The 12187-nt window shown below is 61.0% G+C and carries 11 protein-coding genes; 3 read left to right on the top strand and 8 right to left on the bottom strand.

Features of this window, described 5'->3' with window-relative positions; all coding sequences use genetic code 11:
- Positions 1-8: 8 nt before the first annotated feature.
- From ASD32_RS04035 to ASD32_RS04025, 3 genes are all read left to right on the top strand, one after another.
- A complete protein-coding gene (locus ASD32_RS04035) occupies positions 9-338 on the top strand; it encodes a cupin domain-containing protein (protein ID WP_060636616.1) in 330 nt (109 codons plus the stop codon).
- A 158-nt stretch (positions 339-496) separates the two neighbouring features.
- Positions 497-751, top strand: a complete 255-nt coding sequence (locus tag ASD32_RS04030; protein ID WP_060636615.1) for a hypothetical protein — start codon at positions 497-499, stop codon at positions 749-751.
- The gene (locus tag ASD32_RS04025) at positions 748-1179 is read left to right on the top strand and encodes a type II toxin-antitoxin system VapC family toxin (protein WP_060636614.1); all 432 of its coding nucleotides are present in this window, start codon (positions 748-750) and stop codon (positions 1177-1179) included. Before ASD32_RS04030 ends, ASD32_RS04025 begins: the two co-directional genes overlap by 4 nt.
- Here ASD32_RS04025 and ASD32_RS04020 read toward each other — a convergent pair.
- From ASD32_RS04020 to ASD32_RS03980, 8 genes are all read right to left on the bottom strand, one after another.
- Positions 1148-1513 carry a hypothetical protein gene (locus ASD32_RS04020; protein WP_060636613.1) on the bottom strand — a complete coding sequence of 122 codons (366 nt, stop codon included), beginning with the start codon at positions 1511-1513 and terminating at the stop codon, positions 1148-1150. The two genes, ASD32_RS04025 and ASD32_RS04020, sit on opposite strands and share 32 nt — an antisense overlap.
- Positions 1513-3000, bottom strand: a complete 1488-nt coding sequence (cysG, locus tag ASD32_RS04015; RefSeq protein WP_060636612.1) for a siroheme synthase CysG — start codon at positions 2998-3000, stop codon at positions 1513-1515. Before cysG ends, ASD32_RS04020 begins: the two co-directional genes overlap by 1 nt.
- The gene (locus ASD32_RS04010) at positions 2972-5629 is read right to left on the bottom strand and encodes a nitrate reductase (RefSeq protein ID WP_060636611.1); all 2658 of its coding nucleotides are present in this window, start codon (positions 5627-5629) and stop codon (positions 2972-2974) included. The genes cysG and ASD32_RS04010 overlap by 29 nt, the downstream gene beginning before the upstream one ends.
- A gap of 311 nt (positions 5630-5940) precedes the next feature.
- Positions 5941-6276, bottom strand: a complete 336-nt coding sequence (nirD, locus tag ASD32_RS04000; protein WP_156383048.1) for a nitrite reductase small subunit NirD — start codon at positions 6274-6276, stop codon at positions 5941-5943.
- A 5-nt stretch (positions 6277-6281) separates the two neighbouring features.
- Positions 6282-8732: a nitrite reductase large subunit NirB gene (nirB, locus tag ASD32_RS03995; protein WP_060636609.1), complete on the bottom strand. Its 2451-nt coding sequence runs from the start codon at positions 8730-8732 to the stop codon at positions 6282-6284.
- A 5-nt stretch (positions 8733-8737) separates the two neighbouring features.
- Complete coding sequence (locus ASD32_RS03990) at positions 8738-9535, bottom strand: ABC transporter ATP-binding protein (protein WP_060636608.1); 798 nt, start codon at positions 9533-9535, stop codon at positions 8738-8740.
- A 12-nt stretch (positions 9536-9547) separates the two neighbouring features.
- Positions 9548-10441, bottom strand: a complete 894-nt coding sequence (ntrB, locus tag ASD32_RS03985) for a nitrate ABC transporter permease (RefSeq protein ID WP_060636607.1) — start codon at positions 10439-10441, stop codon at positions 9548-9550.
- A 111-nt stretch (positions 10442-10552) separates the two neighbouring features.
- Positions 10553-11851, bottom strand: a complete 1299-nt coding sequence (locus ASD32_RS03980; protein WP_060636606.1) for a CmpA/NrtA family ABC transporter substrate-binding protein — start codon at positions 11849-11851, stop codon at positions 10553-10555.
- Between the last annotated feature and the right edge of the window lie 336 nt (positions 11852-12187).

Raw genomic sequence — 12187 nt, 5'->3', positions numbered from 1 at the left:
AGAAACCAATGCCTGAGCACACCACATTACCGGAAAACCTCATCTGGACGGAAACCTCCCCCGGCAACCGCCGCGCCGTTCTCTCGCATCGGCCCGAACTGATGCTCGTTGCCTTCAGTTTCGACAAGGGCGCCATCGGCGCACTGCATTCCCACCCGCATACGCAGGTCAGCTACGTGGCCAAGGGCGTTTTCGAAGTGACGGTCGATGGCATAACTACCACGCTGCCCACCGGCAGCAGCTTCATCGTCGCACCAAACCTCGTCCATGGCGTCGTGGCGCTTGAGGAGGGATTGCTGATCGACACGTTCACGCCCAGACGGGACGATTTTTTGTAGTCTGCCTTCGGCTGCGCTTGTCAGCGCTCGAACGGTTCGCCGAGCGAGGCCGGCATTTCAGCTTTGGCAAGCAGCTGCCACAAATTCCACCTCCTTGAAAAGCGATATCATAATGTATATTTTGATATCAAAGCTATCGTTCTTTCGAGGTGATATCAATGCCGGCGGTGACCATTCGTAATCTGTCAGAGGAAACGCATCGCGCTTTAAAGGTGCGAGCAGCTCACCATGGCCGAAGCACCGAGGCGGAAATCAGGGACATTATTGAAGCCGCCGTGCGTCCAGCTGAGCGTGTCAAACTCGGGTCTTTACTGGCGGCCATCGGCCGTGACGCGGAGCTTTCTAACACCGATGTCGAAGCGCTACAGCAAAACCGCGGTAAGACACCCGCCGAGCCTATGACATTCGAATGATCTTGCTCGATACCAACGTGATATCGGAGCCTTGGAAACCGGTCCCTGACGAGACAGTGGTCGTCTGGCTGGACGCACAAGCGGTCGAGACGCTGTTTATCTCAGCGATAACAATTGCCGAACTGCGTTTTGGTATCGCCGCCATGCCCGCTGGCAAACGGCAAACTATCCTCCGTGATCGCCTGGAGGCCGAAGTGCTTCCGCATTTTGCCGGGCGTATCCTGCCTTTTGGCGTTGCCACGTCGCAGTTTTATTCGGAACTGATGGTGCGCGCGCGGTTGTCCGGTAAGGCGATCGGCGAGGCCGATGGATATATTGCAGCCACGGCAGCAGAAAACCATCTTGCGGTCGCAACCCGCGACCTCAATCCTTTCGAGGCCGCTGGGTTGAAGGTGATCAACCCTTGGATTCTGCAGCAATCAAGCTGACCGCCACGACCGGATCTATTGAGATCCAAATATGAAACATCAGTAAAACGCTCGCTAAGCTCAGCGCGACCTCGGTTGAGGTGCGCACCTGAAGCCTCTTAAGAACAAAGGGCAAGAGCAAGCCCAATGCGACAATCAACCCACCAGCGCCGAGTGTCGCGGCATTGAATGCCAATCCTACGGCGCTGAGGCAGATTGCACTTGCCAGGGTTGTTGCCGGTGCGCGTAAGATGTCAACATTGGTGGATGACGAGAAAATCGGGCGAAACCGGCTCCAACTGAGCGCGATGGCCAAGCTGAGCGAGAGGGCGGCCAGGATATTCGTCGCCATCATCAGCGCCTCCGAATTTTCATCAGTTGCGAGGGGTTCGACATCATCGCCGTCGATCGGCCGGCTTTCGAAAACACACGGCCGACCCCAATCAGCACAGGGTTCTCGACGCCGATAACCGTCATGGCCTCTGCCATCGTGTCGAGTGTGCCGGCCCATTGCGTTTCGTCGCTGCGTGTCACGGCGCTCATGATGACGGCTGGAGTGTTCCCGTCCATCCCCGCCGCAAGCAACCGCGCGCTGATCTCGCCTGCTGTGCGGCCACCCATATAGAAGATCGTCGTGGTCGCGGGCTTTGCAAGATGTTGCCAGTCGAGATTGGCGGGCAGGTGGCCGGAGCGGGAATGGCCGGTGACGAACTGGACTGCTTGCGCATGGTCGCGATGGGTCAGTGACACCTTCAGCCGTGCGGCCATGGCGCTGGCGGATGTGATCCCGGGTACGATGTCGACCGGGATGCCCTCTTTTTCCAGAGAGGCGATTTCTTCTCCGGCGCGCCCGAAGATCATCGGGTCGCCGGATTTCAGCCGGACGACGCGCTTGCCGGCCTTGGCGAGCGAAATCATCATGGCGTTGATATCTTCCTGCTTGCAGCTTGTCCGGCCGCCGCGTTTTCCCACCAGCAGACGCTTTGCCTCGCGTCTAGCCAGTTCCAGGACGTCGCTGGACACGAGATCGTCAAACAGGATGACGTCGGCGGCCTGCAGGGCCCGCACCGCCTTCAAAGTCAGGAGCTCGGCATCGCCGGGGCCTGCGCCAACGAGCGTGACGCGGCCGGGGGATGAATTTTCTGCAGCGCCTAAGCCGCTGGCGATGGCCAGAAGATCATCCTCGATGCCAGCGTCCGGAGCCGGGCCGAAGGCGCGATCGACAAAACTTTCCCAGAAGGCACGGCGCGGCGCACCGGGGTTGAGCCGTGCATTGACCTTCGCGCGCAAGGCATGCGCCAGCGCTGCCCAGGATTTCAACGATGGCGGCAAGAGCGTTTCGATCCGGCGGCGGATGGCCTGTGCCAGGATCGGCGCCGCCCCATCGGTCGAGATGGCGACGACGACAGGTGAACGGTTGACGATCGACCCGAATTGGAACTGGCAGTATCTGGGCTTGTCGATGATATTGACGGGAACCCCGGCCGTGCAAGCTGCCTCAAAGAAGGCGGCAGCGGACGCGTCGTCCTCACTATCGGCAATGGCGATTGCAGCACCCTCAAAGACCTGCGGCGACCATGAGCCATCGTGATGAAACAGGCGCCCTTCGCCCGCGTCCGAACTCCGGTTGATGATCTCCACGAACGTGTCGCTCAGTTCTTCGGCATAGACATGAACATCAGCACCGCAAGCTAAAAGGAGCTCGGCCTTCCAGGCCGCCGCGTCCGAACCGCCGGCGACAATGGCGCGTTTGCCGGCAAGCGCCCAGAAGACCGGCAGCGTGGCGAGCGGCGCCATGCGCGCAGGGGTGCGGTTATTCGGCAGCAGCTGCAAGACATCCATCGATGATCCCCCTGATTTCCGCGCGGCAGGAGCCGCAGTTGGTTCCGGCGTTCAAGTCCCGGCCGACGGCTTCAACGCTATGGCAACCGCTGCGAACAGCAGCGACGATCTGGTTGATGCCGACGCTGAAGCAGGAGCAGACGGTGGCGCCGGGATCCATGCGGCCTGCACCCGGCCGGCCGGCAACAACCGCAAAGCGCTTGCCGATTTCGCTGTGGGGAACCGTCAGCTGTTCGATCGCCCAGTTGCGGGCAACGGCAACCGGTTGGAGCGCGACAAACAGAGCGGCGGCCAGCCGGTCTCCATCAAAGAAGGCAAGGCGCAGATCGCCGGACTGCGCATCGGCATAGCCGAGCGGGTCGATATGGGCGGGAATGTTGAACTGCATCCGGCACCATTCCGACCAATCCTGCGGCGCCGCGTCAAAGGCGAGTTCGATGCGCCAGCCGCCATCCGCCTTTGCCAGCGCCCAATAGGCGGTGTCCGGATGCTCCGGTTTGATCGCAGAAACGGCAAAACCATAGTGAGAGACCGCAAAAGACCGCGCGGCAACAGCGATGTTCTTGGAGGCGGGCTGACCGGAAACGGGGTCGGTGACCGGGGCGACGACGGCGTCGATCCTGGCCTTGGCAGAAAACTGGCCATTCCAATGCATCGGCACGAATAGGCTTCCGCGCGCCTGCCGGTCGGTGACAAGGGCGCGCACCACGGCCTTGCCATAGGGGCTTTCGATCTCGACCAGTGCAGCGCTGGTGATGCCCATCTCCATGGCGTCGCGGGGATGGATTTCGGCGAAGGGCTCGGCGATATGCGCAGACAGGCGCGCGCTCTTTCCCGTCCGCGTCATCGTGTGCCACTGGTCACGGATGCGGCCGGTGTTGAGCGTGAAAGGCAAGCCGGCGCTGGTTCGATCTGTCACGGGTGCATGAATAGCAATGAAACGCGCCTTGCCATCGGCGTGATAAAACCCGCCGTCGCAGAAGAAGCGGGTCTGCTTCGCCGTCGTGCCTCGCGGCTGCGGCCACTGGAACGGCATCAGCGCATCGTAGTCTTCATCGCTGGTTTGCGCATGCGCGCCGATATCGAAATCGCGGCTGCCGCCGTTTTCAAACGCTGAAAGCGCTGCATGTTCGGCAAAGATGGCGGCGGCGGATGAAAAGGAAAAGGCGCCGGCAAAACCCATGCGGCAGCCGACTTCGGCCATCTGCCACCAGTCGGCCTTGGCTTCGCCGGGTGTTGAGAGAAAATCGCGCTGGCGGGAGATGCGGCGTTCGGAATTGGTGACCGTTCCATCCTTTTCGCCCCAGCCAAGCGAGGGCAAAAGCACATGCGCGTATTGCGTCGTATCGGTTTTTTCAAGCACATCGGAGACGACGACGAAGGGGCAGGCGGTAAGCGCAGCCGCGACCGCGTCGGCGTCCGGCATCGAGACAGCCGGGTTGGTCGCCATGATCCACAGGGCCTTGATCCGCCCATCGGCGACAGCGCGGAACATATCGACGGCCTTGAGGCCGGGCTTGCGGGCGATTACCGGTGACGCCCAGAAGCGCTGAACGCGGCCGCAGTCCTCCGGGTTTTCGATGGCCATGTGGGCCGCGAGCATATTGGCAAGCCCGCCAACTTCGCGTCCGCCCATCGCATTCGGCTGGCCCGTCAGCGAGAATGGTCCCATGCCGGGCCGGCCGATACGGCCGGTCGCCAGATGGCAATTGATGATGGCATTGACCTTGTCCGTGCCGGATGCGGACTGATTGACGCCCTGGCTGTAGCAGGTGACGACCTTTTCGGTCTCCTCGAACAGGCGGTAGAATTGCCGAAGCTGCATGGATGGCAGGCCGGTCAGCTCCATCAGTTTGGCAATGCTGAGCGCAGAGGCGGCCGCGAATGCTTCAGCAAAGCCTTTCGTATGCTTGCCGATATAGTTCTGGTCGATCGCTGCCGTGCCGGAAAGGTGGGCGAGAAGCCCCATGAACAGCGCCACGTCGCCATCCGGTCGGATCGCCAGGTGCAGGTCGGCAATATCGGCCGTCATCGTCCGGCGCGGATCGATGACGACGATCTTCATGCCGGGCCGGGCGGCCTTGGCTGCGGCAAGACGTTGGTAGATGACGGGATGACACCAGGCGAGGTTTGACCCGGTGAGGATCACCAGATCGGCAAGTTCGATGTCCTCATAAGTGCCGGGAACGGTATCGGCCCCGAAAGCGTGCTTGTGGCCGGCGACGGAGGACGACATGCAAAGGCGCGAGTTGGTGTCGATATTGGCCGAGCCGATAAAGCCCTTCATCAGCTTGTTGGCCACATAATAATCTTCCGTCAGCAGCTGGCCGGAGACATAGAAGGCAACCGAGTCCGGTCCGTGCCTGGCAATGGTTTGCGAGAAGCGAGAGGCAACACGGTCGAGCGCGTCGTCCCAGCTTGTCCGTTGGCCGTCCACCTGCGGGTGAAGGATACGGCCGTCGAGATCGATAGTTTCGGCGAGTGCCGAACCCTTGGAACAGAGCCGTCCGAAATTGGCGGGATGATCGGGGTCGCCCTTGACGCTGACCATGCCTGCGCCGTCGATTTTGGCAATGACGCCGCAGCCGACGCCGCAATAGGGGCAGGTGGTTTTTGTTTCAGTGGACATAGAGAATGTTCCGCTGCAGGGTTACGAGATCGCCACGCGTTACCCCGCCATGTCCCCTATTCGCATCGCGTCGCTCACATTCGTTTTTTCGATCCAGGGCAAAAGCGTCGAGATCCCTCTTCTCCCCAGCGGGGAGAAGTGCCGAGCGGATGCGAGGCGATGAGGGGGGCTTCGGCGAAGCCGGAGCCAGACAGAGGTGGCCTTCGGCCCCCCTCATCCGGCCCTGCGGGCCACCTTCTCCCCGCTGGGGAGAAGAGGACGCCAGGACGAAACCTCGGTCCAATTTTCGTGCCGCAAACTCCATCATGCGCCTATTCCGCCGCCATCATCAAACTCTCAAGCGAGATGAATAACGCACCGTGGTCGTTACGCACCCGGATGGTCCGGACCTCGCCCTGATCGGCACCCAAAGCCTTGCCGGTTTCAAGGGAGATGACCCAATTGTGCAGCGGGCAGGTGACGGCGGTTCCATGGACGATGCCTTGGCTGAGAGGCCCGCCCTTATGCGGGCAGTGATCCTCGATGGCGAAGACTTCGTTTTCAGCGGTACGGAATACGGCGATCTTGCCCTGCGGGGTTTTCACGCAGCGCGCACCGCGCAGCGGGATTTCTGTGATGTCGCCGATCGCGATCCAGTTCATGTCCATCGTCATCACTCCGCCGCCTCCGGATAACCGACCGTCGCCATCGGCCGGAATTCGTGCTTGTCCTTGCCGGAGACCCGCTCCGACCAGGGATCGACCTGGGCGAATTTTTGCGAAAACACGAAACGGTCGTAATAGGCCTGGCGCTTGTCCGCATCGCCCATGATCTGGCGGCGGATTTCATCAAGGCCGATGCGCTTTGCCCATTTGTAGATGCGCTCGAGATAGCGGCCCTGTTCGCGGTACATCTGGGTGAGCGCCACGATATATTGCAGCGCCTCATCCTCGGTCTTGACGAGACCCAGCACTTCGGTGCCCTTGATGTCGAGCCCGGCGGCACCGGCAAAATGGAGTTCAAAGCCGCTATCGACGCAGATGACGCCGATATCCTTGCAGGTGGCCTCGGCGCAGTTTCGCGGACAGCCGGAGACCGCGAGCTTCAGCTTGGCCGGTGTCCAGGAACCCCACATGAACTTTTCGATGCGAATGCCGAGCCCGGTCGAATCCTGCGTGCCGAAGCGGCACCAGTCGGACCCCACGCAGGTCTTGACCGTGCGCAGACCCTTGGCATAGGCCTGGCCGGAGATGAAGCCGGCCTTGCCGAGATCGGCCCAGACGGCCGGCAGGTCCTCCTTCTCGATGCCGAGAAGGTCGATCCGCTGCCCGCCGGTCACTTTGACCAGTGGGATTTCGAACTTGTCGACGACGTCGGCAATCGCGCGCAGCTCGCCCGCATTGGTCACGCCGCCCCACATGCGCGGAACCACCGAATAGGTCCCGTCCTTCTGGATATTGGCGTGGACACGTTCGTTGATGAAGCGCGATTGGTAGTCGTCGGCATATTCGTCCGGCCAGTCGCAGACGAGGTAATAGTTGAGCGCCGGGCGGCATTTGGCGCAGCCGCAGGAGGTCTTCCACTCCAGTTCCTGCATGACCGCCGGAATGGTCTTCAAGCCCTTGGCCTTGATCAGGCGGCGCACGTCGTCGTGACCGAGCTCCGTACAGCCGCACATCGGTTGAACAGCCTTTGGATTATAGGCATCGCCCAGCGTGATCGTCATCAGCTGCTCGACCAGCCCGGTGCACGAGCCGCAGGAGGCCGACGCCTTGGTATGGGCGCGGACGTCGTCGAGAGAGGTCAGGCCCTTGCCGGTGATTGTTGTGGTGATCTTGCCCTTGCAGACGCCGTTGCAGCCGCAGATTTCCGCATCATCCGGCAAGGCTGCAACGGCCGCCGTAGGGTCCAGCGGCGACCCTCCCTGGTAGGCCTGGCCGAAAATGAGCGTTTCGCGCATTTCGGAGATATCGGTGGCTTTCTTCTTCAGGTCGTTGAACCAGGCCCCATCGGCCGTTTCGCCGTAGAGCACGGTTCCGATGATGCGGTTGTCCTTCAGCACCAGCCGCTTGTAGACACCGGCGGTGGCGTCGCGCAGCACGATCTCGTCGCGGTCGTCGCCTTCGGCGAAATCGCCAAGCGAAAAGAGATTGATGCCGGTGACTTTCAGCTTGGTTGGCGTGTCGGAATGCACGAAAGCGGGGGTGCGGTCGCCGGCCAGATGCGACGCGGCGATACGGGCCATTTCGTAGAGCGGTGCAACGAGACCATAGACCATGCCATCGACCTCGGCGCATTCGCCGAGCGCCAGGATATCGCCATCGGACGTCTGCATGCCGGCATCGACAACGATGCCGCGATTGACTGCAAGACCGGCCTCTTTCGCAAGTCCGGCGCTGGGCCGGATGCCCACCGCCATGACGACGAGGGTCGCCGGGATGATCGTGCCGTTGTCGAGTTCGATGCCCTCGACCTTGCCATTGCCGATGATGGCTTTCGTGTTGGCCTTGCAGATAACCTTGATGCCACGGTCCTCAAGCGCACGCTGCAGCAAATAACCGGCCGCCGGATCAAGCTGGCGGTCCATCAGGGTGGGCGTGACATGCAGAACGGTAACATCCATGCCACGGGAATTGAGGCCCGCCGCCGCCTCAAGACCCAAAAGACCGCCACCGATAACGATGGCTTTTTCGCGCGACTGGGCGGCGAGCAGCATGGCTTGCACGTCGTCGATGTCGCGATAGGTAATGACGCCCGGAAGGTCCTTGCCGGGAACCGGGATGATGAAGGGGGTGGAGCCGGTGGCGATCACCAGCTTGTCGTAGCTTTCGGTGACGCCATGGTCGGAGGTGACTGTCTTGGCCGTGCGGTCGATCGCAACGATCCGATGGCCCTTGTAGAGCGTGATGCCATGCTCGATATACCAGCCGTCGCCGTGAATAACGATCTGCTCATAGGTCTTTTCGCCCGACAGGACGGGGGAGAGCATGATGCGGTCATAGTTGACACGCGGCTCGGCGTTGAAGATCGTGACCGTGTATTTCCCCGGTGCCTGTTCGAGCAGGTGCTCCAGCATGCGGCCGGGCGCCATGCCATTGCCGATGATAACGAGTTTCTGGGTCATTCCGGTTACTCCGCAGCTTCGACGAAGCGGTGACGCTCGTAGAGAAATTTCAGCACGGCCTCGCGGCATTTGAGATAGGTCCGGTCGGAGGCCAGCTCGATACGGGCGCGCGGCCGGGCGATCGGCACGTCGAGCACCTCGCCGATGGAGGCTGCCGGGCCATTGGTCATCATCACGATCCGGTCGGACAGGAGCACCGCCTCATCGACATCGTGGGTGATCATCAGCATGGTGTTGCCAAGCCGAAGATGGATGTCCATCACCGCGTCCTGCAAATGCGCGCGGGTCAAGGCATCGAGCGCGCCGAAGGGCTCGTCGAGCAGCAGGATCTTCGGCTCCATGGCAAGCGCGCGGGCAATGCCGACGCGCTGTTTCATACCGCCGGAGATTTCCGAGGGTCGTTTGTCCCTGGCATGGGCCATCTGTACGAGATCGAGATTGGCCATGACCCAGTCATGACGCTCCGTCTTCGTTTTGCTGCGGCCGAACACCTTGGAGACGGCGAGATTGACGTTCTCATAGACGGTCAGCCAGGGCAGAAGACTGTGGTTCTGGAAGACGACGGCGCGTTCGGGGCCCGGCGCATTGACCTCGCGGTTTTCGAGAAGCACCGCGCCCGCCGAAACCGGCGTCAGCCCGGCGATGAGATTGAGCAATGTCGACTTTCCGCAGCCGGAATGGCCGATGATCGAAACGAACTCGCCCTTGGCGATCGTCAGGTTGATGCCCTTGAGGACTTCGGTGCGGCTGCCCGCCCGGTCGAAATATTTGTCGATATGGTCGAGCTTGAGATAGGTGTCCATGATCGATGCTCCTTAAGCTGCCGAGGCGCCGCGCGTGACGATGGTGCCGACAGCCGAAACCAGCTTGTCGAGGATGAATCCGACGACGCCGATATAGGCCAGCGCGACGATGATGTCGGGCAGGCGCGACGAGTTCCACGCATCCCAGATGAAGAAACCGATGCCGACACCGCCGGTCAGCATTTCCGCCGCGACGATGGCAAGCCAGGAGAGGCCAATGCCGATGCGCAGGCCCGTGAAGATGTAGGGGGCGGCCGAGGGCAGCATGATCTTGAAGAAGAACTCGATCTGGTTGAGACACAGAACCTTGGCGACGTTGCGGTAATCCTGCGGGATGTTGCGCACGCCGACGGCGGTGTTGATGATCACCGGCCAGATGGAGGTGATGAAGATCACGAAGATCGCCGAAGGGTTGGAATCCTGGAATGCGGCCAGCGACAGCGGCAGCCAGGCGAGCGGCGGCACGGTGCGCAGGATCTGGAAGATCGGATCGAGACCCCGCATCGCCCAGATCGACTGGCCGATCAGCGCACCGACGAGAACACCGGTGACGGCGGCAAGGCCGAAGCCATAGGCGACCCGTTGCAGCGAGATCAGCACACGCCAGCCAAGACCGATATCCTGCGATCCGTAATTGAAAAACGGATAGGCGATCAGGTCGTAGCTTTCCTGCCAGACCTGCGATGGCGGCGGCAGCGTCGCGCCCACCTCCGAACAGAGAACCTGCCAGACGGCCATGAGAACGGCGAGAACGACCAGCGGCGGCACGACGTTGCGCGCCATTGCGGTTGCCATTTTTCGGGCGTTGAATTTCGCAGCGGGCCTGCCGGGCAGGGCGATGACCTGACCGTTTTTGGATATTGCCGGCAGTATTGTTGGGCGTTGTTTATGGGCAGTTGCTGTCATCGTCTTCGTCCTCGATCGTGAATCCGGCTGTGTTGGTGAGCCCCTCATCCGCCCTTTCGGGGAGAGGGCTAGGGTGAGGGGCAGTGCCCGCAACTGTCATCGTGAACCCCATCAGGACGCAGCCTTGATCGACAGGCTGTCGAGATAGGCGGACGGGTTTTCCGGATCGAAGACCTTGCCGTCGAAGAAGGTTTCCGTGCCGCGCGAGGTGGTCGCCGGAATATCGGTGGCGGCAATGCCGAGATCTGCGGCAGCAGCACGCCAGATATCTTCGCGGTTCACCTGATTGACCAGCGCCTTGATGTCCGTATCGGGCGCGAATTTGCCCCAGCGGATGTTCTCGGCGATGAACCAGGTGTCGTGGCTCTTGAACGGGTAGGATGCGCCGTTCGCCCAGAACTTCATCTGAAGATCGGTACCATCGGCGACACGGCCATTGCCGTAGTTGATGTTGCCCTTCAACCGGCCGATAATGTCTTTTGCAGGCACGTTGAACCATTGCCGGCGCCCGACGATCGCGGCCATTTCGTCCTTGTTGTCCATGCTCTCGCACCAGATCTGGGCCTCCATCACCGCCATCATCAGTGCCTTGGCGGCGTTGGGGTTTTTCTCGACCCAATCGGCGCGAAGCCCGAGCGCCTTTTCCGGGTGTCCCTTCCAGATCTCGCCGGTGGAGGCTGCGGTAAAGCCGATGCCCTGGTTGACCAGCTGCTCGTTCCACGGCTCGCCGACGCAGAACGCGTCCATATTGCCGACCTTCATATTGGCCACCATCTGCGGCGGCGGCACGACGATGGTGGAGACGTCCTTGTCGGGATCGATGCCGCCGGCGGCCAGCCAATAGCGCAGCCACAGGTCATGCGTGCCGCCGGGGAAGGTCATCGCCACTTTGATGTCGCCGCCGTCGGCCTTCTTTTTCGCAAAGGCTGCCTTCAGCTTGGAGGCATCGAGCTGAACGCCGGTATCGGCATATTCCTTGCCGACTGAGATTGCCTGGCCGTCACAGTTGAGCCGGGCAAGGATTGCCATCGGCACCGGGACATTGTTTTGCGTAACCTTGCCGGCATGCATCAGATAGGGCATGGGCGAGAGGATATGTGCACCATCGATGCCGTTTGCGGCACCGCCCAGCACCAGGTTGTCGCGCGTCGCACCCCAGGAGGCCTGCTTGGCAACCTCGACATCCGGCAAGCCATGCTTTTCGAAAAAGCCCTTTTCCTTTGCGATCACCAGCGCGGCCGCATCGGTCAGCGCGATATAGCCGAGCTTGACACCGGTGACTTCCGGACCGGCAGTAGCCGCAAAAGCGCCTGACGGGAAAGTGGTCTTGATAGCGGTGAACAAGGCCGCTGCCGCAGTCGTCTTGAGAAGAGTGCGGCGGGTTATGCCGTTGCTCAAAGTAGATGTCATGGTTTCTTCCCTATGGTTGCGGGGACTGTGACGGGCCGGAAATTTGGCAATAAAAAACGCCGCTCGGAGATTGCACCCGCCGGGAGAAATTTCATCCCGGACTGCAAAAACCTTACGACGTCGATGTCTGTGCGAACGCCAGTCTTGGGTTCGGCTCGCCGCGATCGCCATTGACCGCTGCGATTTATGTCATGCAATGGCTGTGCCAGTTTCGAACGAAAAATCTATCCCATTGAAACGGCTGGATTTTCTATGAAAATCATAACGGCGCACAAAATTTGATCATGACTTTGTGTTGCAAAATTTTTCAGCGTTTGCTTTTGCGGTGCTAACGTG

It is taken from the genome of Rhizobium sp. Root483D2 (genome assembly GCF_001426685.1).
Classification (GTDB): domain Bacteria; phylum Pseudomonadota; class Alphaproteobacteria; order Rhizobiales; family Rhizobiaceae; genus Pararhizobium; species Pararhizobium qamdonense.
The sequence above is the reverse complement of the archived record's forward strand: the minus strand, read 5'-3'. Positions and strand labels throughout refer to the sequence as shown.